The organism is Streptomyces sp. NPDC005181 (assembly GCF_040608395.1).
Taxonomy (GTDB): domain Bacteria; phylum Actinomycetota; class Actinomycetes; order Streptomycetales; family Streptomycetaceae; genus Streptomyces.
This window is the reverse complement of record NZ_JBEXID010000007.1, coordinates 46,113-69,010: the sequence shown is the minus strand read 5'-3', so window position 1 is coordinate 69,010 and position 22,898 is coordinate 46,113. Positions and strand designations below refer to the sequence as shown.

Here is a 22,898-nt window from a genome sequence, read left to right as displayed (position 1 = left end):
CGGTGATGGGGCAGAGCGGAACGGTTCTCCGGGTGGGGCTGGGTGTCCCGCGCGGTAGTCATGACACCACCGCCGCGGGCCCGCCCGCGGCGGACGGAGCCGACGGTGCGTCGGCGGGTGCGGCGGTGCGCCGGGCTGCGGCAGCCGGGGGGTGGGTGCTGCCAGGGGTGCCGCCATCCTCGAGGGACCTGCCGGTCCCTTCGGGGCGGCCGGCCCCGTTGTCCCTGCCGTCCTCGCAGCCCCCGGCGCCGTCCGTCTCATCCGTCTCGTCCGGTGTGAGCAACTCGGCGATGTCGAGGACGTGGTACCCCCGCATCGACGGCAGGCAGCTGCCTCGGACCGGGCCGATCGCCTGCCCCCAGTTCCGGGGAATCGCGGATACCCCGCCCAGTGCGCCGGCCAGCGCTCCCGCCACCGCTGCCGTTGTGTCCGCGTCGCGGCCCATGTTGACCGCTGTCAGTACGGCCGTACGGAAGTCGCCGCGCGCCGCCGCGAACGCACCGAAGGCCAGTCCCACCGCCTCCGGTGCCAGGTCCGTCCACGGGTAGCCGCCGACCACCACCGCGGAGCGCACCGCGCGTTCCCTCGTGAGGCGGTCGGGGTGCTTGTGCTGCGCGGCCGTCACCGCCCGCCGCAGCGAGCGCGCGGTCCAGGAGTCCATCGGTACGACGGACAGGGCCGCCGCGATCACGGACGTGACCCCCGCTCCCGCCATCGCGGCGGCCACCCCGGCCGCCACCGCCTGGCCGCCGTAGATGCCCTCCCCGTCGTGGCTGACCTGCCCGTCGATCGCGACCAGGCGCGCGGCCTCCGCGGGCCGGCCTGCGGCGAAGACGCCGAACGGGGCCGCGCGCATCGCGAGTCCGTCGCTCCAGGCGTGCCGGTGCTGGGCGGAGATCGGGGCGGCGAGGCCCCGGCGCAGGTTCTCCAGGGTGCCGCGCTCACTGAAGCCGGCGCCGCGGAACGGCCCCTCGTCCAGGTCGGCGATCCACAGATGCCAGGCCCGCTCGACCTGGGTGACGGTCAGCGCCGAGCCGTGCCGGGCAAGCAGCAGTCCGGAGAAGATGGCGTACTCCGTGTCGTCGGTACCGGCCGGGTCGTCGCTGACGAAGCCTTCGATCCGGCCCCAGCGACGGCGGATCTCGGACGGACGCAGGTTCTCCGCGGGCGCGCCCAGCGCATCGCCCACGGCCAGGCCTAGGAGCGCGCCCCTGGCCCGGTCGGCCCGATCTGGGCGGCCGGGGTCGTCGGGGCTGCCGGTGCTCACGTCGAGGCGGGGTACGTCGTTCCGGGCTGCCTCCGCCATGCCCCCGCCCGTGCGCGGTTCTGCCGGATTGCCTGCAATCAGCTCCATCGCGTCGACCCTTCGCTCGTACCGAGCCAGTTCTCGTACCTGTCCGATCTGTGCCACGCGGAGCCCCGACAGAGGCCGATAAACGCAACAAAAGGGCCACTCGGATGACGGGATCCCCTTCGTAAGGCAGGCCGTACTTACCTGGTCAGAGGGCAGGTAAGTACGGCCTGGCTTGCTGGCGGGGGATCACTTTCGTGCGTATTTTCGGTCGTGTTGAGCGGGGGTGGGACGAGCAGATCCCGCTGCCGGAGAAAGGGAGAGCTGTGTCCATCATCGAGACCGACGCCGTACTGCACGAGGCGCACCGCGACAACCACACCCACCGTGATGTGAACGGCGGCTGGCTGCGTCCGGCGGTCTTCGGTGCGATGGACGGGCTGGTCTCGAACCTGGCGCTGATGACCGGCGTCGCGGGTGGCGCGGTCTCCCAGCAGACGCTTGTGATCACCGGTCTGGCGGGCCTGGCCGCCGGTGCGTTCTCCATGGCGGCCGGCGAATACACCTCCGTGGCCTCGCAGCGCGAGCTCGTCCAGGCCGAACTCGACGTCGAGCGGCGTGAGTTGCGCAAGCATCCGATGGACGAGATGGAAGAGCTCGCCGCGCTCTACGAGTCCCGCGGCGTCGACCCCGGGCTCGCCCGCGAGGTCGCGCGGCAGCTGTCCCGCGACCCCGAGCAGGCGCTGGAGATACACGCCCGCGAGGAGCTCGGCATCGACCCGGGCGATCTGCCCTCGCCGCTCGTCGCTGCCGTCTCGTCGTTCGGCGCTTTCGCGATGGGCGCGCTGATGCCCGTACTGCCGTATCTGCTCGGTGCGAGCGCGATGTGGCCCGCGGTGCTGCTCGCGCTGATCGGCCTCTTCGGCTGCGGGGCGGTGGTGGCGAGGGTGACTGCCCGCAGCTGGTGGTTCAGCGGGCTGCGGCAGCTGGTGCTCGGCGGGACGGCCGCCGCGATCACGTACGGTCTGGGCACACTCTTCGGTGTGGCCGTCGGCAGCTGATCGCGCCCGCGCCGCCGCTCGCAACCTGCCTGCAATCCGTGTGACGTACGTCTTGGTCGCTGCCACTGGGCGGAACCACCCCTGCGGAAGTAAAATGAGTCCCTATGCAGGGCTGCACATAAGTAGCCGTTACCCCGCGGTTTCGTTTCCTTTACCAGTGGGCATGAGCCGTAGACACCGCAGGCAACGACGCCTGCTCTCTGTGGTCCCCGGGCGCCGATCCTCCGACTGCGACCCGCTCCACCGCTCCATGCGGTGTCCGCATGTTGGAACGGGCTATCCGCTTCTTGAGAAGCGGCCCATCATGTAACCTGCACGAAATTTCGCAGAGGGCCAACGTCGTCCCTCGGCACTGCATATGCCACGACGACGACGGGAGAGCCGATGCGTTCCGACGCCTGGTCGCCCATGGACGGTCGCCCCGCCCAGCAGGGGATGTACGACCCCCGTAACGAGCACGACGCCTGTGGTGTCGGGTTCGTGGCCACTCTGACCGGTGTGGCCAGCCATGAGCTGGTCGAGCAGGCGCTGACCGTACTGCGCAACCTCGAGCACCGCGGCGCCACCGGATCCGAGCCCGACTCGGGCGACGGCGCCGGAATCCTGCTCCAGGTGCCGGACGCCTTCCTTCGCGCAGAGGTCCCCTTCGACCTCCCGGAGGCCGGTGGCTACGCCGTCGGAATCGCCTTCCTGCCCGCGGACGACTCCACCGAGGCCGTCCAGAAGCTCGAGAAGATCGCCGCCGAGGAAGGCCTGAAGGTTCTCGGCTGGCGTGAGGTCCCGGTCAGCCCCGACCTCCTCGGCAGCGGCGCCCGCGCCACCATGCCCGAGTTCCGCCAGCTCTTCGTCGCGGACGGCGGGAGCACCGGCATCGTGCTCGACCGCAAGGCCTTCGTGCTGCGCAAGCGCGCCGAGCGTGAGGCCGGGGTGTACTTCCCCTCGCTCTCCGCCCGCACGATCGTCTACAAGGGCATGCTCACCACGGGGCAGCTGGAGCCGTTCTTCCCGGACCTCTCCGACCGCCGTCTCGCCACCACGGTCGCGCTGGTCCACTCGCGCTTCTCCACGAACACATTCCCGAGCTGGCCGCTCGCCCACCCGTACCGCTTCGTCGCGCACAACGGTGAGATCAACACGGTCAAGGGCAACCGCAACTGGATGAAGGCCCGCGAGTCCCAGCTCGCGTCGAGCCTCTTCGGTACGGAGCAGCTGGACCGGATCTTCCCCGTCTGCACCCCGGACGCCTCCGACTCCGCCTCCTTCGACGAGGTCCTGGAGCTGCTCCACCTCGGTGGCCGCTCGCTGCCGCACTCGGTGCTGATGATGGTCCCCGAGGCGTGGGAGAACCACGACTCGATGGACCCGGCCCGGCGCGCCTTCTACCAGTACCACTCCACGATGATGGAGCCCTGGGACGGCCCGGCGTGCGTCACCTTCACCGACGGCACCCAGGTCGGCGCGGTCCTCGACCGCAACGGTCTGCGCCCCGGCCGCTACTGGGTCACCGACGACGGCCTCGTCGTCCTCTCCTCCGAGGTCGGTGTCCTGGACATCGCCCCCGAGAAGGTCGTCCGCAAGGGCCGCCTCCAGCCCGGCAAGATGTTCCTCGTCGACACTGCCGAGGGCCGCATCATCGAGGACGACGAGATCAAGGCGGGCCTCGCCGCCGAGCAGCCGTACCAGGAGTGGCTGGAGACCGGCGAGATCGAGCTGGAGGATCTCCCCGAGCGCGAGCACATCGTGCACACGCACGCCTCCGTCACCCGCCGCCAGCAGACCTTCGGCTACACCGAGGAAGAGCTCCGCGTCATCCTCGCACCGATGGCCCGCACCGCCGGCGAGCCGCTCGGCTCCATGGGCACGGACTCGCCGATCGCGGCCCTGTCCGAGCGCCCCCGGCTGCTCTTCGACTACTTCACCCAGCTGTTCGCGCAGGTCACCAACCCGCCGCTGGACGCCATCCGCGAGGAGCTCGTCACCTCGCTGCGCTCCACGCTGGGCCCGCAGGGCAACCTGCTGGAGCCGACCGCCGCGTCGTGCCGCAGCGTGACGCTGCCGTTCCCGGTGATCGACAACGACGAGCTGGCCAAGCTGATACACATCAATGCCGACGGCGACATGCCGGGCATGAAGGCCGCCACGCTCTCCGGTCTCTACCGGGTCAGCGGCAGCGGTGAGGCCCTCGCTGCCCGGATCGAGCAGATCTGTACCGAGGTCGACGCCGCCATAGAGGACGGCGCCCGCCTGATCGTCCTGTCCGACCGGCACTCCGACGCCGAGCACGCACCGATCCCGTCGCTGCTGCTCACCTCGGCCGTCCACCACCACCTCATCCGTACCAAGCAGCGCACCCAGGTGGGTCTGCTGGTCGAGGCCGGGGACGTCCGCGAGGTCCACCACGTCGCGCTGCTGATCGGTTACGGCGCCGCCGCGGTCAACCCGTACCTGGCGATGGAGTCCGTCGAGGACCTGGTCCGGGCCGGCACGTTCATCGAGGGCATCGAGCCCGAGCAGGCCATCCGGAACCTGATCTACGCGCTCGGCAAGGGCGTCCTGAAGGTCATGTCCAAGATGGGCATCTCGACCGTCGCCTCCTACCGCGGCGCCCAGGTCTTCGAGGCCGTCGGCCTGGACGAGGCCTTCGTCGCGAAGTACTTCAACGGCACCGCGACCAAGATCGGCGGCGCCGGACTCGACGTCGTCGCCAAGGAGGTCGCCGCCCGGCACGCCAAGGGCTACCCCGCCTCCGGCATCTCCGCCTCGCACCGCGCGCTGGAGATCGGTGGCGAGTACCAGTGGCGCCGCGAAGGCGAGCCGCACCTGTTCGACCCGGAGACGGTCTTCCGCCTCCAGCACGCCACCCGCAACCGCCGGTACGACATCTTCAAGAAGTACACGGACCGGGTGAACGAGCAGTCCGAGCGCCTGATGACGCTCCGCGGCCTGTTCGGCTTCAAGTCGGACCGCGAGGCGATCCCGGTCGACGAGGTCGAGTCCGTCTCCGACATCGTCAAGCGGTTCTCCACCGGCGCCATGTCGTACGGCTCGATCTCCCGCGAGGCGCACGAGACCCTCGCCATCGCCATGAACCAGCTGGGCGGCAAGTCCAACACCGGTGAGGGCGGCGAGGACGCCGACCGGCTCCACGACCCGGCGCGCCGCTCGTCCATCAAGCAGGTCGCCTCCGGCCGCTTCGGTGTGACCAGCGAGTACCTGGTCAACGCGGACGACATCCAGATCAAGATGGCGCAGGGCGCCAAGCCCGGCGAGGGCGGCCAGCTGCCCGGCCACAAGGTCTACCCGTGGGTCGCCAAGACCCGGCACTCCACCCCGGGTGTCGGTCTGATCTCCCCGCCGCCGCACCACGACATCTACTCCATCGAGGACCTGGCTCAGCTGATCCACGACCTCAAGAACGCCAACCCCGCGGCCCGCATCCATGTGAAGCTGGTCTCCGAGGTCGGCGTCGGCACCGTCGCCGCGGGTGTCTCCAAGGCGCACGCGGACGTCGTCCTGATCTCCGGCCACGACGGCGGAACGGGCGCCTCCCCGCTCACCTCGCTGAAGCACGCGGGCGGCCCCTGGGAGCTCGGCCTCGCCGAGACCCAGCAGACCCTGCTGCTCAACGGCCTGCGCGACCGCATCGTCGTGCAGACCGACGGCCAGCTGAAGACCGGCCGCGACGTCGTCATCGCCGCGCTGCTGGGCGCCGAGGAGTTCGGTTTCGCGACCGCGCCGCTCGTCGTCTCCGGCTGCGTCATGATGCGCGTCTGCCACCTCGACACCTGCCCGGTCGGCATCGCCACCCAGAACCCCGTCCTGCGCGACCGGTTCTCCGGCAAGGCCGAGTACGTCGTCAACTTCTTCGAGTTCATCGCCCAGGAAGTCCGCGAGATCCTCGCCGAGCTCGGCTTCCGTACGATCGAAGAGGCCGTCGGCCACGCCGAGCTGCTGGACACCGACCGTGCGATCACGCACTGGAAGGCGCAGGGCCTCGACCTGCAGCCCCTGTTCTACGTCCCGGAGCTGCCCGAAGGCGCGGTCCGCCACCAGCAGATCGAGCAGGACCACGGTCTCGCCAAGGCCCTCGACAACGAGCTGATCAAGCTCGCCGCCGACGCCCTGAACGCGGACAGCGCCGAGGACGCCCAGCCGGTCCGGGCCCAGATCGCGATCCGGAACATCAACCGGACCGTCGGCACGATGCTCGGCCACGAGGTGACGAAGAAGTTCGGCGGTGCCGGTCTGCCGCAGGACACCATCGACATCACCTTCACCGGCTCCGCCGGCCAGTCGTTCGGCGCGTTCGTGCCGAGCGGTGTGACGCTGCGCCTGGAGGGCGACGCCAACGACTACGTCGGCAAGGGCCTCTCCGGCGGCCGCGTCATCGTCCGCCCGGACCGCGGCGCCGACCACCTCGCCGAGTACTCCACCATCGCGGGCAACACCATCGCCTACGGCGCGACCGGTGGCGAGCTGTTCCTGCGCGGCCGCACCGGTGAGCGGTTCTGCGTCCGCAACTCCGGCGCGACCGTCGTCTCGGAAGGCGTGGGCGACCACGGCTGCGAGTACATGACCGGTGGCCGCGCCGTCGTCCTCGGCGAGACCGGACGCAACTTCGCCGCCGGTATGTCGGGCGGTGTCGCGTACGTCGTCGACCTGGACCGCGACAACGTCAACGTCGGCAACCTCGGTGCGATCGAGGAACTCTCCGACACCGACAAGCGGTGGCTGCACGACGTCGTGCGCCGCCACCAGGAGGAGACAGGCTCCACCGTCGCCGAGAAGCTGCTTGCCGAGTGGGACACCGCGGTGGCCCGCTTCAGCAAGATCATCCCGTCCACCTACAAGGCAGTGCTCGCCGCCAAGGACGCCGCTGAGCTCGCCGGTCTCTCCGAGCAGGAGACCACCGAGAAGATGATGGAGGCGGCGACCAATGGCTGACCCCAAGGGCTTCCTGACCACCGGGCGCGAGGTCGCCGAGACCCGCCCCGCGGGCGAGCGCGTCAAGGACTGGAACGAGGTCTACGTTCCGGGCTCGCTGCTCCCGATCATCAGCAAGCAGGCCGGCCGCTGCATGGACTGCGGCATCCCGTTCTGCCACAACGGCTGTCCGCTGGGGAACCTCATCCCCGAGTGGAACGACTACGCCTACCGCGAGGACTGGACGGCCGCGTCCGAGCGCCTGCACGCGACGAACAACTTCCCGGAGTTCACGGGCCGCCTGTGCCCCGCTCCGTGCGAGTCGGCGTGCGTCCTCGGCATCAACCAGCCGGCCGTCACCATCAAGAACGTCGAAGTCTCGATCATCGACAAGGCGTGGGACAGCGGCGACGTCACCCCGCAGCCGCCCGAGCGCCTCTCCGGCAAGACCGTCGCGGTCATCGGCTCGGGCCCGGCGGGTCTCGCCGCCGCCCAGCAGCTGACCCGGGCCGGTCACACGGTCGCTGTCTATGAGCGCGCGGACCGCATCGGCGGCCTTCTCCGGTACGGCATCCCCGAGTTCAAGATGGAGAAGTCGCACATCAACCGCCGCATCGAGCAGATGCGCGCGGAAGGCACCAAGTTCCGTACGGAGGTGGAGATCGGCAAGGACATCGACGCCGCCAAGCTCCGCCGCCGGTACGACGCGGTCGTCATCGCCGCCGGTGCCACCGTCTCCCGCGACCTGCCCGTCCCGGGCCGCGAGCTGAACGGCGTGCACTTCGCGATGGAGTACCTGCCGCTCGCGAACAAGGTGCAGGAGGGCGACCTGACGGTCTCCCCGATCTCCGCCGAGGGCAAGCACGTCGTCGTCATCGGCGGCGGCGACACCGGGGCCGACTGCGTCGGCACCGCCCACCGGCAGGGTGCGGCCTCCGTCACCCAGCTGGAGATCATGCCGAAGCCGGGCGAGGAGCGGAACGCCAACCAGCCCTGGCCGACCTTCCCGATGCTGTACAAGGTCACCTCGGCGCACGAGGAGGGCGGCGAGCGGGTCTACTCCGTCTCCACCACCCACTTCGAGGGCGACGAGGACGGCAACGTCCAGGCGCTGCACCTCGTCGAGGTGGAGTTCAAGGACGGCAAGCTGGAGCAGAAGCCCGGCACCGAGCGGCGGATCCCGGCGCAGCTGGTCACGCTCGCCATGGGCTTCACCGGCATCGACCAGGCCAACGGCCTCGTCCAGCAGTTCGGTGTGGAGCTCGACGGTCGCGGCAATGTCGCGCGTGACGCGGACTACGCCACCAACGTCGACGGTGTCTTCGTCGCCGGTGACGCGGGCCGCGGCCAGTCCCTCATCGTGTGGGCCATCGCCGAGGGCCGCTCCGCGGCGCGCGGTGTGGACCGCTTCCTGACCGGGGCCAGCGCACTGCCGGCCCCGATCCGCCCGACGGACCGTTCCCTGACGGTCTGAGCACCACCAGCACCACCAACAGACGTCCCGTACAACGGCGTACGGAACTGAACGCGGCGCCTGCCCGTCCCCGACCGGACGATTCGGCAGGCGCCGTGGCGCGTCCGGGGACGCCCCGTACCGGCTGTCCGGGCGGGGCGGATCCCGGTGGTGATCACCGCGTTGCCGGACGGCTCACGCCACTGCGCCACCGGTCAGCTGCGACGTCTTGAGGACCACCAGGGCGACCAGCACCACGAACAGCACCCCGCATGCGGCGATCTGCACGGCGGTACGGCGCTTCGCCGGCGCGTAGGCGAGCACGGCCATGACGAGGCCACCCGTCAGGAGCCCGCCCAGGTGTCCCTGCCACGAGGTGAACCCGGCGGAGATCAGCATCCAGATCAGGAATCCGGCCAGGAACCGGTTGACCGCCTGCATGTCCCGGCCCAGCCGCCGGTTGATGACGTAGAACGCCGCCGCCAGACCGAAGATCGCCCCCGAGGCGCCCACCGTGACGGTGTCTGGCGCGACCAGATACACCAGCACCGAACCGCCCAGCGCGGACAGCAGATACAGCGCGAGATAACGCCCCCGGCCCAGCTGTCCTTCGACGACCCGGCCCAGATTCCAGAGCCCGTACATGTTGAAGAGGATGTGCAGCACCCCGAACGGCAGGGAACCGAACGACGACTCGTCCGGCGGAAGATGAAGGAAGGCCCCGGTCAGCAGCCGGTACCACTCGCCGTCCACCACACCGACCGCGTCGAACCCGGGTATGTTCCCGCTCTCGTACACGTACTGACTGCCGTCGGAACCGTTCAGACCCGCGCCGAGCATCCCGAACCGGTCGACGATCTCCGGACGGATCAGCTCGCCCAGATACGCCAGTATGTTCAGGCCCATCAGTACGTACGTCACGACGGGCACCCCCGTCCTCGGCACCGCGCCGCCGAAGACCGTGCGCGCCTGCCGGATCGAGCGCTGTCCCTCCTTCACGCACTCCACGCAGTGGTGCCCGACAGCTGCCTCACGCATGCAGTCGGGGCAGATGTAGCGGTCGCAGCGGGTGCAGCGCACATATGTCTCGTACGACGGATGGCGATAGCACGTGGTGACGGCGGCCTCCATGGCCGGCTCCTTCACTGGTGGGCGGTCACGAGGGCCGGTGGGGGCGGCAGATCAAGATAGCGAACGCCGCCCGCCCGGGGCATACTCGGGTGGCCTACGCTCGGGGTTCCGAGACGTTGAGGAACGGAGAATCCGCCTCTCCTGGCGAGGGAACCGCCGGCCCCAGCCAGTGGGGGAAGCACTTCCCTGGTTTGTGGTAGTTTCCGGGTATCCCGCAAGGGATCGGTTCGGGCTGGACCGCAACCCTCGGGTTGGAAGCCCCCCTCCCTACAGGTGGGGGAGCGGAGTCACGAAGGAGTACTACAAGCATCGACAGTGGCTCGACCGCGCCCGCGCTCGTCGTCTTCCAGACCGACGGCGGCCCGATCAACAAAATGGCGGCCGAGCGCTATCTGTGCAAGGCGGCGAAGCTGCCGATGTTCTGGCAGTTCATCGGCTTCGGCAACCAGCGCAGTTCGCAGTTCAATTTCCTGTACAAGCTCGACGAACTGGCCGTACCCGCCCAGCGTCCCGTCGACAACGCAGGCTTCTTCCACGCCGGACTCGACCCGCGGCAGGTCCCGGACGCCGAGCTGTACGACCGGCTCGTCGCCGAGTTCCCGCTCTGGCTGGCCGCGGCTCGAGCACAGAGGATCGTCAAGTGACACTACGCGTGCTGAGGGCGGCCGACCGCACGGCCGTGCCCTGGAAGAACGGCGGGGGAGTCACCCGGGAGATCGCCGCGTCCCCCGAGGGCGCGCCGCTGGACGACTTCGACTGGCGGGTCAGTCTCGCCGATGTGTCCGCGGACGGACCGTTCTCCTCGTTCCCTGGCGTCGACCGCACGCTGACGGTGGTCGAGGGCGCCGGGATGGATCTGATGGTGGGCGGAGAACACCACATCGTCGACGAGCCGTACTGGCCGTACGACTTCCCCGGGGACCTGGAGACGGGCGGCCGGCTGTTCGGCGGTCCCGTCGTGAACCTCAATGTGATGTACCGCAGAGAACGTACGACGGCGGAGGTCGCGGTCGTACGCGGCACCCTCCGGCTGCTGGCGCCGCAGGGCGGTACGGTCCTGGCCGTCGCGCTGGAGGACGGTGCGGTGCTCGACAGCCAGGACATCGAACTCGACTGCTATGACGCGGTGGTGGCGGACGGCGCATCGTCCGGGGTGCTCCGGACCCAGGGCTGGGCGCTCCTGGTCACACTGTCCGCCAGGTAGCTGCGGTCACGCGCCGGAAAGCCAGTAGGTGTGCGCCTGCGACATCCTCGGCGGTCCGAATGTCATGGGCAGCCCCAGTTTCTCGGCGACCGGCAGCATCACGGTGCCGAACTTCTCCACAGCCTCCGGGGACTCCCACAGGTCGAAAAGCTCCACGCCCGAATCGGTCAATGTGCAGACCTGCGACAGGCAGCCGGCGAAGGTGTCTCCGGGCAGTGCCTGAAGCTCCCTGTTGAGAGCGTCGTACTGGTCGGCCGTGACGCCCGGCAGAGTGGCATGCACGAAGATCGCCATCGTCAATCACCTCGGGTTCGCGGGATCAGTCCCTCCCCGCCGCCACGCTGACGGCCAGTGCCTCGTCCAGCAGAACACGATCGACGCAGGACGGCATCCGATCGGGTGGCCGCCCAAAAAACCGGACAGAAGATGTCGGGTTTCAAGGGTTCGATGGAGTCATGACATCGATTTCCTGGGCAGCGTTCCAGTCGGCGGAGCCGGACTTCGCCGAGACCGTTCAGGCCCGCTTCGGGCTGTACAAGCACCACGTCCTGGCTACCCTTCGCAAGGACGGCTCGCCGCGTGTGACCGGACTGGAAGTGGACTTCCGCTTCGGTGAGCTGTGGCTCGGCATGATGCCGAACTCGCGCAAGGCGCTGGACCTGCGGCGCGATCCACGGTTCGCCGTGCAGGCCAACCCCGGACCGGACGACACGATGGCCGACGCCGACGTCCGGGTCTCCGGCCGCGCGGTGGAGGAGACCGACCCCGACGTCCTGGCCCGCTTCATCGCGGAGGCGAAGCCACCGGAGCCCTTCCACCTGTTCCGCACGGAACTGACGGAGGTGGTCCGCACGGGGCTGCAGGACGAGGAACTGATCGTCCAGACATGGCGCCCGGGCACCCCCCTGCGCACGCTCCACCGCGGAAACGACGACAGCCCCCCGCACGAAGCGGCCTGAAACGACCGGGCCGGGCGGGGCCGCCGGCCCGGCCACGTCGAGTCCGCCGAGCGGGGAAATCGAGCCTGTCGAGATGGTCCCTCCATGCCCTTCGGGCCATGGGGGGATCAAGGACGGAGCACCCACCGAGTGCCCGCGGTCACGACCCGCCCCCGACAGTCCCCCCGGACCCCCCAGGCATCCCGCAGCGGCCCAGCCTTCCGCATCCACACCGACAGATCCAGCTCCTCCGTATACCCCACCGCCCCATGCAACTGCAGCGCCGCCCGCGCCACCGCGTACGCCGCTTCGCCCGCCGCGACCTTCGCCGCCGCGACATCCGCTCCCGCGCGCGGCGCCCCCTCGGCGAGCGCCGCCGCAGCCCCGTACAGCAGCGGACGGGCGAACTCCAGGCCGATCAGCGTGTCCGCCAGCCGATGCTTGACCGCCTGGAACGACCCGATCGCCACCCCGAACTGGGTGCGCTGCTTCACATACGCGACCGTGGCCCGCAGCAGCGCCTCGCCCGTCCCGAGCGCCTGCGCCGCCGTTGCGAACGCCGCCCAGTCCGCCGCCGCACCGGCCGCCTCCACCACCCGCGGCCCCGAGGCGAGCAGCTGCCCGCCCGGATCGACCCGGAACAGCCGCCGCGCCGGGTCGGACGACGCGCGGAGCGGGCCGTATCCGGACGCGAGCCGCAGCTCGTCCCCCGACACCGCGAACACCGCGTCCACCGCGTCCGCGTCCAGCGCGAACGCCCCGTCGTCCAGCAGGAGCGTCGCCGACACCGCCCCCGACGCCATCCGGGGCAGCCACTCCTTCGCCACCGGGCCCCCCACCCCGCTCAGCAGCACCGCCGCCGCCACCGTCTCCACCACCGGCCCCGGCACCGCGTGCCGCCCCAGCCCAAGGAAGGCCACCGCGAGTTCCACCGGAAGCGGACCGACACCCTCGTACGCCTGCGGTACGGCGAGCGCGAACACACCCGCCTCCGCGAGCCGCGCCCACAGTGCCTGCCCCGGGCGGTGGTCCCCGGCGCCCCATGCCCGTACGGCCGCGGGCGTGTCCGCGGCCGACAGCATCGCGTCCAGCGAGCGGGCGAACTCCCGCTGCTCGTCGTCGAGGAGGAATCGCATCAGCGCCGTCCCTTCGGCAGGCCGAGCAGCCGCTCGGCGATGATGTCCCGCTGGATCTCGTTCGTGCCGGCGTAGATCGGGCCCGCGAGGGAGAAGACGTATCCCTGCGCCCACTCGCCCTCCGCGAGTTCGCCGTCCGGGCCGAGCAGATCGAGCGCCGTCTCGTGCAGCGCGATGTCGTACTCCGACCAGAACACCTTGTTCAGACTCGACTCGGCGCCGATGCCCCCCGCTCCCGGCTCCGTCCGAGCGGGGTGACCCCTTTCGCCCGCCGCGAAGCGCGACGCACTGGCGTACGTGAACAGCTGGTACGCACGCGCCCCGATCACCGCGTCCGCGACCCGGTCCCGCATCGCCGTGTCCGACGGGTCCCCGTGCGTACGCCACAGCTCGGCCAGCCGGTCCGCGGCGGCCAGGAAGCGGCCGGGCGAGCGCAGGGTCAGCCCGCGCTCGTTGCCCGTGGCCGACATGGCGATACGCCAGCCCTGGCCCGGCTCGCCGATGACGTCCTCGTCCGGTACGAACACCTCGTCCAGGAAGAGTTCGGCGAAGGCCGGTTTGCCATCGAGCCGTCCGATCGGCCGGACCGAGACCCCCGGTGCCGACAGGTCGAACATCAGATAGGTCAGCCCGTGGTGCGGCCTAGCTGCCCCGGGGTCCGTACGGAAGATCCCGAACGCCCGGTCAGCGAACGCGGCCCGGGACGACCAGGTCTTCTGGCCGGACAGCAGCCAGCCGCCGTCCGTGCGCACCGCGCGCGACCGAAGCGACGCCAGGTCCGAGCCCGACTCCGGCTCGGACCAGGCCTGTGCCCAGACCACCTCGCCGCCGGCCATCGGAGGCAGGACCCGGGCGCGCTGCTCGTCCGTCGCGTGGTCGAAGAGTGTCGGGGCGAGCAGGTTGATGCCGTTCTGCGAGACCCGGCCGGGGCCGTCCGCCGCGTAGTACTCCTCCTCGAAGATCAGCCACTTGACGATGTCGACACCCCGGCCGCCGTACACGGACGGCCAGGAGACGACCGACCAGCGGTCCGCGTACAGCCGCGCCTCCCACTCCCGGTGCGCGGCAAAACCTTCCGCTGTCTCCAGGGAGGGCAGCGGTTCGGCAGGCACATGGGCCCGGAGCCACTGCCGGGCCTCGGCCCGGAACGCGTCCTGATCGGGGGTGAAGGTCAGATCCATCGGACGCCCGCCCTGTCTGTCGTCATCGGCAGCTTCCCTAACAAGTGTTTGGTAGGTTAACGTGCGGGCACGAGGCCGTCGAGGAGCCGGGCACCCGAGGAGGCACGGGCGTGAGCGCACCGCAGTACATACCGGGACACCAGCTGCTGACCGGCCGCACCGCCGTCATCACCGCGGCCGCCGGCGCCGGGATCGGCGGCGCCACCGCCCGGAAATTCCTGGAGGAAGGTGCCCGCATCGTCATCGGCGACGCCCACGCCCGCCGGCTGAGGGAGACCGAGCAGGCGCTCGCCGAGGAGTTCGGCGCCGCAAACGTCACCTCACTGCCCTGCGACGTCACCGACGAGACCCAGGTCCAGGCCCTCTTCGCCCACGCCGAACGGGCCTACGGCGGCCTCGACATCGTCGTCAACAACGCCGGACTCGGCGGTACCGCCGAGCTCACCGAGATGACCGACGCACAGTGGTCCACGGTCCTCGACGTCACCCTGAACGGCACCTTCCGCTGCACCCGCGCCGCCCTGCGCTCCCTCAGGTCCGCGGGCCGCGGCGGCGTCGTCGTCAACAACGCCTCCGTCGTCGGCTGGCGCGCCCAGACCGGCCAGGCCCACTACGCGGCCGCGAAGGCGGGCGTCATGGCGCTCACCCGGTGCGCCGCCGTCGAGGCCGCGGCGTACGGCGTGCGGGTCAACGCCGTCGCCCCCAGCCTCGCCATGCACCCGCACCTGGTGAAGGTCACTTCCGCCGGACTCCTCGACGAACTGACCCGCAAGGAGGCCTTCGGCCGGTACGCCGAACCCTGGGAGATCGCCAACGTCATCGTCTTCCTGGCCAGCGGCTACTCCTCGTACATGACGGGCGAAGTCGTCCCCGTCAGCAGCCAACATGCCTGACCGCGCACCCGCAGGGGCGTCCGCAGGGGCATCGCACAGGCGGAGAATGGTCGGGTGCCTACCAAGAAGAAGCCCCAGGTGACCCCCTCGCCCGAGCGCCGCCGCGAACTGCTCGACACCGCCGCCGAGGTCTTCGCCGCGCAGGGATACAACGCCACCACCGTCCGCAAGATCGCGGACGAGGCAGGGATGCTCGCGGGCAGCCTCTATTACCACTTCGATTCCAAGGAATCGATGATCGACGAGATCCTCTCCACCTTCCTCACCGAACTCTGGGAGGGGTACGACGCGGTGCTCGCCGCCGATCTCGGCCCCCGCGAGACGATCGAGGCCCTCGTCACCGAGTCCTTCCGGGAGATCGACCGGCACCGCGCCGCCGTCGCCATCTACCAGAAGGAGTCCAAGCACCTCGCCACCCAGCCGCGCTTCGCCTACCTCGTCGACTCCCAGCAGAAGTTCGAGAAGGCCTGGCTCGGCACGCTGGAACGCGGCGTCGCCGCCGAGGTCTTCCGCCCCGACCTCGACATCCGGCTCACGTACCGGTTCGTCCGCGACACCGTCTGGGTCGCGGCCTCCTGGTACCGGCCCGGCGGACAGCACAGCCCCGAGGAGATCGCCCGCCAGTACCTCTCCATGGTCCTCGACGGCATCGCCCTCGACACCTGACCCCACCCGAGCTCACCGAGGAGCAGCAGCCATGGCCGAGGCCTACATCGTCGAAGCGGTACGCACCCCCGTCGGCCGGCGCAAGGGAGGCCTCGGGGCCGTCCACCCCGCCGACCTCGGCGCCCATGTCCTGCGGGCCCTCGTCCAGCGCACCGGCATCGACCCGGCGGCCGTCGAGGACGTCGTCTTCGGCTGCCTCGACACCGTCGGACCGCAGGCCGGCGACATCGCCCGGACCTGCTGGCTGGCGGCCGGACTGCCCGAAGAGGTCCCCGGCGTCACCATCGACCGCCAGTGCGGCTCCTCGCAGCAGGCCGTCCACTTCGCCGCCCAGGGCGTCCTCTCCGGGACTCAGGACCTGGTCGTCGCGGGCGGCACCCAGAACATGACGCAGATCCCGATCGCCTTCGCCTCCCGTCGGGCCGCCGAACCCCTCGGCCTCACCGAAGGCCCGTACGCGGGCAGCGAGGGCTGGCGCGCGCGGTACGGGGACCAGCCGGTCAACCAGTTCCGCGGTGCCCAGCTGATCGCCGAGAAGTGGGGCATCAGCCGTGGCGACATGGAGGAGTTCGCGCTCCGCTCCCACCGGCGGGCGATCCGCGCCGTCGACGAGGGCCGCTTCGCCCGCGAAACCGTCGCGTACGGGGACGTCACCGTCGACGAGGGGCCGCGCCGCGACACCACCCTGGAGAAGATGGCCGCACTGCCGCCGGTCCTGGACGGCGGCACGATCACCGCCGCCTGCTCCTCCCAGGTCTCCGACGGTGCCGCCGTGATGCTCATCGCCTCCGAACGCGCCGTCGCCGAACACGGCCTCACCCCGCGTGCCCGCATCCACCACCTCTCGGTACGCGGTGAGGACCCGATCCGGATGCTGTCGGCGCCCATCCCGGCCACCGCGTACGCGCTGAAGAAAGCCGGCATGACCATCGACGACATCGACCTGGTCGAGATCAATGAGGCGTTCGCACCGGTGGTGCTGGCCTGGCTGAAGGAGACCGGCGCCGACCCGGACAGGGTCAACGTCAACGGCGGGGCGATCGCGCTCGGCCACCCGCTCGGCGCCACCGGCACCCGTCTGATGACGACGCTCCTGCACGAACTGGAGCGCACGGGCGGCCGCTACGGCCTGCAGACCATGTGCGAGGGCGGCGGACAGGCGAACGTGACGATCATCGAAAGGCTCTGAGCCAGGCGCGCCAAGGTTCCCGCACGACCGCGCCGTGCGGTCGTGCGGTGGATCACACCGCGGGTCTGCAGAACGTGCTACGGTTGCCGAGTTGCAGTTTTGGTACCCATGAACTTTATGTGCGCCTGACGGGAATGCTTCCTCAGGCGCATTATTGTTTTCCGGCTTTCTCCGGATGGGGCTCAATGCGGCGACTTGGAATTCGTAAAGTGCGGATTTCCGGCACTGCACCTCTTTAGGAGAATGACATGGCTACTGGAACCGTGAAGTGGTTCAACTCGGAAAAGGGCTTCGGCTTCATCGAGCAGGACGGCGGCGGCGCCGACGTCTTCGCCCACTACTCCAACATTGCCACCTCGGGCTTCCGTGAGCTCCAGGAGGGCCAGAAGGTCTCCTTCGACGTCACGCAGGGCCAGAAGGGCCCGCAGGCGGAGAACATCGTCCCGGCCTAATTGCCGCGACGCGTACCTCGCAGCCGGGGCCCGCACCGTGAAGGTGCGGGTCCCGGCTTGTGCTGTCCCGGGGGTGCGCGGAAAGTCCCGGGCAGCCTCCCGTAGTTCCCAGGAATCCCCAGGAGGGCAATTCCGTATGACCCGCTCCGAACGCCAGGACCGACCCGCCCGCACTCGCCCGTCGAGGGGGCGCGGCACGGCCCCGGCACAGGCAACCGCCAAGGGTTCCGGCAAGGGATCCGGCAAGGCGTCGCCCCGTCGCAGGGCCACGCCGCCGCAGGGCGAATTCGCCCTGCCCGAATCCATGACCCCCGCACTGCCCGCCGTCGAGGCGTTCGCCGAGCTGGACATGCCCGCCGCCCTGTTGAAGACCCTTGCCGCACAGGGCGTCACCGACCCGTTCCCGATCCAGGGCGCCACCCTGCCGAACTCGCTCGCCGGCCGGGACATCCTCGGCCGCGGCCGCACCGGCTCCGGCAAGACCCTGGCCTTCGGCCTCGCGCTCCTCGCCCGCACCGCCGGCCGTCGCTCCGAGCCGCGCGCCCCGCTGGCGCTCGTTCTTGTCCCGACCCGCGAGCTCGCGCAGCAGGTCACCGACGCGCTGACGCCGTACGCGACGTCCGTGAACCTGCGCCTCGCCACCGTCGTCGGCGGCATGTCGATCACCAAGCAGTCCGGCACGCTGCGACGCGGTGCCGAGGTGCTCGTCGCCACGCCCGGCCGGCTGAAGGACCTCATCGAGCGTGGTGACTGCCGGCTCGACCAGGTCTCCATCACCGTCCTCGACGAGGCCGACCAGATGGCCGACATGGGCTTCATGCCGCAGGTCGTCGCGCTGCTCAAGCAGGTCGAGCCGGACGGTCAGCGGATGCTGTTCTCAGCGACCCTGGACAAGAACATCGACCGGCTGGTCAAGATGTTCCTGACCGACCCGGTCGTGCACTCGGTCGACCCGTCTGCGGGCGCCGTCACCACCATGGAGCACCACGTGCTGCATGTGGCCGACGAGACCGACAAGAAGGCCGTCGCCACCAGGATCGCCGCCCGCGAGGGCCGGGTGATCATGTTCGTGGACACCAAGCGGGCCGCCGACCGTTTCGCCAAGCGGCTGCTGGCCAGCGGTGTACGGGCTGCCGCTCTGCACGGCGGACGGTCCCAGCCGCAGCGCAACCGGACGCTCGACCAGTTCAAGAACGGTCAGGTCACCGCGCTCGTGGCGACCAACGTCGCGGCCCGTGGCATCCACGTCGACGACCTCGACCTGGTGGTGAACGTGGACCCGCCGACGGACCACAAGGACTACCTCCACCGCGGTGGGCGCACGGCGCGCGCCGGGGAGTCCGGCAGCGTCGTCACGCTGGTGCTGCCGGAGGAGAAGCGCGAGATGACCCGGCTGATGGCCGACGCGGGCATTGCTCCGCGGACCACGCGGATCAAGTCCAGCGACGAGGAACTCACGCGGATCACCGGGGCCCGTGAGCCGTCCGGCATCGCGGTCGTGGTCGAGGTTCCCCAGCCGACGCAGCCGACGCAGCCGAAGGCGCGTACGCGGTCGGGCGGTGCGGGTGCCGGTGCCGGCGGTGCGTTCCGCGCGGGCAGCCGGGGCCGTGGCCGTCGCGGCGGAGCCGGTGCCGGTGCCGGGTCTGCGCAGGGCGGTGGCGAGATGCGCTCGAGCGGTGCGGCGCGGGCCGGCGGCGCGAGCCGTGGCAACGGTTCGGGCGCAGCAGGTTCGGGGCGTGCGGGTGGCTCCGGGCGAAGCAATGGCAGCGCGGCCGCGCGAGGCCGCAGGGCGGCGTAGCAGCGTACGCGGTGCGGTGACCGGCCGACCGGGTCACCGCACCGGGACTCTGCCCCGCATCCCGGTCTCAATCGCCGGACAGGCTTGATGTATCCGCCTGTCCGGCGATCGAGGTCAATGCCTCCAACGTCCGCTGTGCCTCCTTCATCAACCGGTCCACCAGCTCCGCACAGCTCGGCAGGTCCTCGATGACGCCCGCCACCTGGCCCGACGCCATCACCCCCAGATCGGTCCGGCCGTCGACCATGGAGGCCTTCAGCAGCATCGGGGTGTTGGCCGCCAGCAGCACCTGGCTCCAGGACAGATCCTTGCCGTGCCTCATCGCGAGGCCGTCGCGCACCATCCGGGACCAGCTGAGCCCCGAGATCCGCCTGAAGCCCGCCGCCCGGCGCACCGCCTGGACCAGGGTCCTGGTGCGGCCCGCGTGCTCCAGCGCGGCGACCATCTCCGTACGCAGCATCCGGTGCGGCAGCCCGTCCACCGCCGTGGTGACCGTGACGTCCCTGAGACCCGCCGCCAGATAGCGGGCCTTCACCGCGTCCGGGACCGTCGAGTCCGACGTCAGCAGGAACCGCGTGCCCATCGCGATGCCCGCAGCCCCGTACGCCAGCGCCGCGACCAGCCCGCGGCCGTCGTGGAAGCCGCCCGCCGCGATCACCGGGATGTCCACCGCATCCACCACCTGAGGCAGCAGCACCGTCGTCGCCACCTCGCCCGTGTGCCCGCCGCCCTCGCCGCCCTGGACGATCACCGCGTCCGCTCCCCACGCCGCGACCTTCTCGGCATGACGCCGGGCGCCGACCGACGGAACGACGACCACCCCCGCGTCCTTCAGTTCGGCGATCAGCTCCTTCGACGGGGCCAGCGCGAACGACGCGACCTTCACGCCCTCGTCGACGATGATCCGTATGCGCTCGCGCGCATCACCGGCGTCGGCGCGCAGATTGACCCCGAACGGTGCCTGTGTACGGGACCTGACCTCCCGTACTGCCGCGCGCAGCTGCTCCACGGTCATCGTCGCGGAAGCCAGAATGCCCAGCGCACCCGCCTCGGCGGTGGCGGAGACCAGCCGGGGCCCGGCGACCCAGCCCATGCCGGTCTGCACGATCGGGTAGCGGACGCCGACAAGCTCGGTGAGGGGCGTGCGCATCGGATCCATCAGGCCCCGACCTCGCGGTTGCGGGCGCCCTCCGGGTCGATCACCTCGCGGATCAGCAGGAGCTCCTCGGGGGTCGGCTCGCGGGTGTACGGGACGTCGTCCGCGATCGTCAGCGCGAAGCCGGTGGCCTCGCGGACCTGGTCGGCGGTGACGCCCGGGTGCAGCGAGGCGAGGCGCATCGAGCGGTCCGCGGTCGCGAAGTCGAGGACGCCGAGGTCGGTGACGACACGCGGGATGCGGTGGTAGCGGGTCGCCGACGGGCCGGCGGCCGCCGCACTGTCGTAACCGACCCCGCTGATCATGTCGACGCGCTCGACGAACACCCGGGGCGAATGCTTGGGGATCCAGTAACTGACCGGATTGTTGAGGGTGTTGACGGGGGCGCCGCGCACGCCGAGCAGCTGGCGTGCGGGCTGTTCCCAGTCGCCGATGCAGGAGATGTTCTGGTTGCCGAACCGGTCGATCTGGCCGGCGCCCATCATCACGTGGCGCCTGCCGCCGGTGACCATGGCCAGGTGCCGGCGGTACGGCAGCCAGCCCTCGGGCGTGCCGTCGAGACCGACGATCATCGCCTCGCCGTCGGTCAGCAGCAGATCGGGCGAGAAGGTGCGCTTGGCGAGGCGGGCGCCGACCGACGGGATCAGGCCCATCGGGCTGGCCAGCACCTCGCCGTTGTCACGCCAGGCGTCGGCGCAGGCGATCACGCAGTACTCGGCGCGCGTGGCGGTCCGGATCCCGGGGGGCGTGGTCTCAGGGGTCGTCACTTCTGCTCCTCGTGCCAGGTCCGGACGGCCGACCGATAGCTCTTCTCGCTGCCGTCCGCGGGCAGGAACCGGGCGGTGAACGCCGCCCAGGCGGCCGGGTCGGCGGCCGCGGTGGCGTACGCCTTCTGGAACGCCTCGTCGCGCGGGTAGTCGGGGGCGCAGGAGGTGAAGTGCGCGCCGTTCGGGGCCTCGACGACGCCGGTGACCGCGTGCCGCCTGACGAGCAGGGTCTGCGGGGCGGCCCGCGCGGTGAGTTCGGCGGTCTCGACGAGCCGTTCGCAGGAGACGTACGCGGTGTCGGCGGCCTCGCAGAACAGGTCGTCGAAGTACGGGTCGGGCCCGAGGTACTGGCCGTTGCCGAACCGGTCGGCGCGGTTCAGGTGGACCAGCGCCGCGTCCATGCGCAGGGCAGGCATCGCGACGAACTCCTCGCCGTCCTCGTACGGCGAACGCACCGTACGCAGGCCGGGGTTGACCCGCATGACGTCCGATCCGATACCTGCCCGGACGGGCAGGAACGGCAGCCGGTTCGCGGCGGCGTGCAGCCCCCACATGAACATCGCCTCGTCGACCTCCGTCAGCTCGAGGTCGCCGCGCTGGCGGGCCGCTCTGAAGTGCGGTTCGAGCGGGATCGAGTCGAGAGTGGCGAAGGCCGCGACCAGTCTGCGGATCCGGCCGGCGGCGGCGAGCAGGCCGACGTCGGGGCCGCCGTACGAGACCACGGTGAGATCGGTGATCCGGGACCGGAGCAGCGCCCGCACCAGCGCCATCGGCTTGCGGCGCGAGCCCCAGCCGCCGATGCCGATCGTCATGCCGCTGCTGAGCCGGGAGACGACCTCGTCGGCCGCCATGGTCTTGTCGGTCACCGTCATGCCTCCTTGCCGAAGGTGTTACGGACGCGGTCGGCGGCTCCGCTGAGGTTGGCCTCGAAGGTGAAGCCCTGTTCGAAGCGGTAGCTGCGGCGGACGTCCACCGGGTCGATGCCGTTGATGGCGGCCTTGGCGAGCCGGATCAGATACCCGTCCTTACGGGCGATCTCGCCCGCCAGTTCCAGTGCCGCGTCCTGGAGTCCGGCGCGCGGCACGACCTTCCAGACCGAACCGTGGGCGTGCAGTTCGGCGGCCGTGGCGGTGCGCGAGGTGTAGTACAGCGCGCGCATCAGATGCTGCGGGACGAGCCGGGCGAGATGCGTCGCGGCGCCGAGCGCGCCCCGGTCCAGCTCGGGCAGGCCGAATGTCGCGTCGTCGCTCGCCACGATCGCGTCGGCGTTGCCGGCCAGGCCGATACCGCCGCCGAGACAGAAGCCCTGCACCGCGGCGACGACCGGCACCTCGCACTCGTACACCGCGGCGAACGCCTCGAAGCAGCCGCGGTTGGCGCCGATCAGGGCGTCGTGCCCGGAGTCGCGCTGCATCTCCTTGATGTCGACGCCCGCGTTGAACCCGCGCCCGGCGGCGGCCAGGACGACGCAGCGGACCTCGGGGTCGCGGCCCGCCGCACGGAGCGCGTCCGCGAGGTCGTACCAGCTCCGCACGGGCAGGGCGTTGACCGGCGGGTGGTCGACGGTGACGACGGATACGCCCTTGACGGGGCTTGCGGTGGAGACACCCATGAGCGGATCAGCTACCTTTCCACCAAACATTTGTTAGGTGTGGAAGG

At 70.6% G+C, this 22,898-nt stretch carries 19 protein-coding genes and 1 pseudogene; 11 read left to right on the top strand and 9 right to left on the bottom strand.

Annotation, left to right across the window (positions count from 1 at the left end; translation table 11 throughout):
* Positions 1–58 precede the first annotated feature (58 nt).
* Positions 59–1,354, bottom strand: coding sequence for an ADP-ribosylglycohydrolase family protein (locus ABZV38_RS07200; protein ID WP_356325430.1), 1,296 nt, complete (start codon positions 1,352–1,354; stop codon positions 59–61).
* A 263-nt stretch (positions 1,355–1,617) separates the two neighbouring features.
* On the opposite strand from ABZV38_RS07200, the gene ABZV38_RS07195 reads away from it, so the two are divergent.
* From ABZV38_RS07195 to ABZV38_RS07185, 3 genes are all read left to right on the top strand, one after another.
* Positions 1,618–2,352 (top strand): VIT1/CCC1 transporter family protein, encoded by a 735-nt coding sequence (locus ABZV38_RS07195; protein ID WP_356325428.1) that lies wholly within the window; start codon positions 1,618–1,620, stop codon positions 2,350–2,352.
* Positions 2,353–2,736: 384 nt separating this feature from the next.
* Positions 2,737–7,296, top strand: a complete 4,560-nt coding sequence (gene gltB / locus ABZV38_RS07190) for a glutamate synthase large subunit (protein ID WP_356325426.1) — start codon at positions 2,737–2,739, stop codon at positions 7,294–7,296.
* On the top strand, positions 7,289–8,749 hold the full coding sequence (locus ABZV38_RS07185; RefSeq protein WP_356325424.1) for a glutamate synthase subunit beta: 1,461 nt from the start codon (positions 7,289–7,291) through the stop codon (positions 8,747–8,749). The genes gltB and ABZV38_RS07185 overlap by 8 nt, the downstream gene beginning before the upstream one ends.
* 174 nt (positions 8,750–8,923) lie before the next feature.
* Here ABZV38_RS07185 and ABZV38_RS07180 read toward each other — a convergent pair whose 3' ends face one another.
* Positions 8,924–9,859, bottom strand: coding sequence for a rhomboid family intramembrane serine protease (locus tag ABZV38_RS07180; RefSeq protein ID WP_356325422.1), 936 nt, complete (start codon positions 9,857–9,859; stop codon positions 8,924–8,926).
* A gap of 218 nt (positions 9,860–10,077) precedes the next feature.
* Between ABZV38_RS07180 and ABZV38_RS07175 the strand changes: the two are divergent.
* Together ABZV38_RS07175 and ABZV38_RS07170 are read left to right on the top strand one after the other, a co-directional pair.
* Positions 10,078–10,503: pseudogene (locus tag ABZV38_RS07175) on the top strand (VWA domain-containing protein); the annotation flags it as partial.
* Positions 10,500–11,063 carry a HutD family protein gene (locus tag ABZV38_RS07170; RefSeq protein ID WP_356325420.1) on the top strand — a complete coding sequence of 188 codons (564 nt, stop codon included), beginning with the start codon at positions 10,500–10,502 and terminating at the stop codon, positions 11,061–11,063. The pseudogene ABZV38_RS07175 and the gene ABZV38_RS07170, both read left to right, overlap by 4 nt.
* Before the next feature lie 6 nt (positions 11,064–11,069).
* Here the strand turns inward: ABZV38_RS07170 and ABZV38_RS07165 are convergent, their stop codons facing one another.
* Positions 11,070–11,357, bottom strand: coding sequence for a hypothetical protein (locus ABZV38_RS07165; protein WP_356325418.1), 288 nt, complete (start codon positions 11,355–11,357; stop codon positions 11,070–11,072).
* 161 nt (positions 11,358–11,518) lie between these two features.
* Here ABZV38_RS07165 and ABZV38_RS07160 point away from each other — a divergent pair, with 161 nt between their 5' ends.
* Positions 11,519–12,022, top strand: a complete 504-nt coding sequence (locus tag ABZV38_RS07160; protein WP_356325415.1) for a pyridoxamine 5'-phosphate oxidase family protein — start codon at positions 11,519–11,521, stop codon at positions 12,020–12,022.
* Between the two features lie 107 nt (positions 12,023–12,129).
* Here the strand turns inward: ABZV38_RS07160 and ABZV38_RS07155 are convergent, their stop codons facing one another.
* Complete coding sequence (locus ABZV38_RS07155) at positions 12,130–13,137, bottom strand: acyl-CoA dehydrogenase family protein (RefSeq protein ID WP_356325413.1); 1,008 nt, start codon at positions 13,135–13,137, stop codon at positions 12,130–12,132.
* A complete protein-coding gene (locus ABZV38_RS07150; RefSeq protein ID WP_356325411.1) occupies positions 13,137–14,318 on the bottom strand; it encodes an acyl-CoA dehydrogenase family protein in 1,182 nt (393 codons plus the stop codon). Before ABZV38_RS07150 ends, ABZV38_RS07155 begins: the two co-directional genes overlap by 1 nt.
* Before the next feature lie 110 nt (positions 14,319–14,428).
* On the opposite strand from ABZV38_RS07150, the gene ABZV38_RS07145 reads away from it, so the two are divergent.
* The 5 genes from ABZV38_RS07145 to ABZV38_RS07125 all read left to right on the top strand — a co-directional run bounded on the left by ABZV38_RS07145 (position 14,429) and on the right by ABZV38_RS07125 (position 19,316).
* Positions 14,429–15,211: an SDR family oxidoreductase gene (locus ABZV38_RS07145; protein ID WP_356325409.1), complete on the top strand. Its 783-nt coding sequence runs from the start codon at positions 14,429–14,431 to the stop codon at positions 15,209–15,211.
* A 54-nt stretch (positions 15,212–15,265) separates the two neighbouring features.
* Positions 15,266–15,877: a TetR/AcrR family transcriptional regulator gene (locus tag ABZV38_RS07140; protein WP_356325407.1), complete on the top strand. Its 612-nt coding sequence runs from the start codon at positions 15,266–15,268 to the stop codon at positions 15,875–15,877.
* A gap of 31 nt (positions 15,878–15,908) precedes the next feature.
* Complete coding sequence (locus tag ABZV38_RS07135) at positions 15,909–17,066, top strand: acetyl-CoA C-acetyltransferase (RefSeq protein WP_356325405.1); 1,158 nt, start codon at positions 15,909–15,911, stop codon at positions 17,064–17,066.
* Between the two features lie 248 nt (positions 17,067–17,314).
* Positions 17,315–17,518 (top strand): cold-shock protein, encoded by a 204-nt coding sequence (locus ABZV38_RS07130; RefSeq protein WP_003969786.1) that lies wholly within the window; start codon positions 17,315–17,317, stop codon positions 17,516–17,518.
* A gap of 136 nt (positions 17,519–17,654) precedes the next feature.
* The gene (locus tag ABZV38_RS07125) at positions 17,655–19,316 is read left to right on the top strand and encodes a DEAD/DEAH box helicase (RefSeq protein WP_356325403.1); all 1,662 of its coding nucleotides are present in this window, start codon (positions 17,655–17,657) and stop codon (positions 19,314–19,316) included.
* Positions 19,317–19,383: 67 nt separating this feature from the next.
* Here ABZV38_RS07125 and ABZV38_RS07120 read toward each other — a convergent pair whose 3' ends face one another.
* From ABZV38_RS07120 to ABZV38_RS07105, 4 genes are read right to left on the bottom strand one after another with little or no spacing between them, the layout of a single operon-like run.
* Entirely contained in the window at positions 19,384–20,466 is a 1,083-nt protein-coding gene (locus ABZV38_RS07120) for a nitronate monooxygenase (RefSeq protein ID WP_356325401.1), read from the bottom strand.
* Between the two features lie 8 nt (positions 20,467–20,474).
* Positions 20,475–21,239: a CoA-transferase gene (locus ABZV38_RS07115; protein WP_356325399.1), complete on the bottom strand. Its 765-nt coding sequence runs from the start codon at positions 21,237–21,239 to the stop codon at positions 20,475–20,477.
* Positions 21,236–22,111 (bottom strand): CoA-transferase, encoded by an 876-nt coding sequence (locus ABZV38_RS07110; RefSeq protein ID WP_356325397.1) that lies wholly within the window; start codon positions 22,109–22,111, stop codon positions 21,236–21,238. The genes ABZV38_RS07115 and ABZV38_RS07110 overlap by 4 nt, the downstream gene beginning before the upstream one ends.
* Positions 22,108–22,851: an enoyl-CoA hydratase family protein gene (locus ABZV38_RS07105; RefSeq protein ID WP_356325395.1), complete on the bottom strand. Its 744-nt coding sequence runs from the start codon at positions 22,849–22,851 to the stop codon at positions 22,108–22,110. Before ABZV38_RS07105 ends, ABZV38_RS07110 begins: the two co-directional genes overlap by 4 nt.
* Between the last annotated feature and the right edge of the window lie 47 nt (positions 22,852–22,898).

What these genes read in the sequence shown, in the direction of transcription:
- ABZV38_RS07135 (WP_356325405.1), top strand. Translation starts at nt 15,909, where the DNA reads ATGGCCGAGGCCTACATCGTCGAAGCGGTACGCACCCCCGTCGGCCGG.
- ABZV38_RS07150 (WP_356325411.1), bottom strand. Translation starts at nt 14,318, where the DNA reads ATGGATCTGACCTTCACCCCCGATCAGGACGCGTTCCGGGCCGAGGCC.
- ABZV38_RS07105 (WP_356325395.1), bottom strand. Translation starts at nt 22,851, where the DNA reads ATGGGTGTCTCCACCGCAAGCCCCGTCAAGGGCGTATCCGTCGTCACC.
- ABZV38_RS07165 (WP_356325418.1), bottom strand. Translation starts at nt 11,357, where the DNA reads ATGGCGATCTTCGTGCATGCCACTCTGCCGGGCGTCACGGCCGACCAG.
- ABZV38_RS07160 (WP_356325415.1), top strand. Translation starts at nt 11,519, where the DNA reads ATGACATCGATTTCCTGGGCAGCGTTCCAGTCGGCGGAGCCGGACTTC.
- ABZV38_RS07130 (WP_003969786.1), top strand. Translation starts at nt 17,315, where the DNA reads ATGGCTACTGGAACCGTGAAGTGGTTCAACTCGGAAAAGGGCTTCGGC.
- ABZV38_RS07110 (WP_356325397.1), bottom strand. Translation starts at nt 22,111, where the DNA reads ATGACGGTGACCGACAAGACCATGGCGGCCGACGAGGTCGTCTCCCGG.
- ABZV38_RS07120 (WP_356325401.1), bottom strand. Translation starts at nt 20,466, where the DNA reads ATGCGCACGCCCCTCACCGAGCTTGTCGGCGTCCGCTACCCGATCGTG.
- ABZV38_RS07125 (WP_356325403.1), top strand. Translation starts at nt 17,655, where the DNA reads ATGACCCGCTCCGAACGCCAGGACCGACCCGCCCGCACTCGCCCGTCG.
- ABZV38_RS07200 (WP_356325430.1), bottom strand. Translation starts at nt 1,354, where the DNA reads ATGGAGCTGATTGCAGGCAATCCGGCAGAACCGCGCACGGGCGGGGGC.
- ABZV38_RS07155 (WP_356325413.1), bottom strand. Translation starts at nt 13,137, where the DNA reads ATGCGATTCCTCCTCGACGACGAGCAGCGGGAGTTCGCCCGCTCGCTG.
- ABZV38_RS07185 (WP_356325424.1), top strand. Translation starts at nt 7,289, where the DNA reads ATGGCTGACCCCAAGGGCTTCCTGACCACCGGGCGCGAGGTCGCCGAG.
- gltB (WP_356325426.1), top strand. Translation starts at nt 2,737, where the DNA reads ATGCGTTCCGACGCCTGGTCGCCCATGGACGGTCGCCCCGCCCAGCAG.
- ABZV38_RS07180 (WP_356325422.1), bottom strand. Translation starts at nt 9,859, where the DNA reads ATGGAGGCCGCCGTCACCACGTGCTATCGCCATCCGTCGTACGAGACA.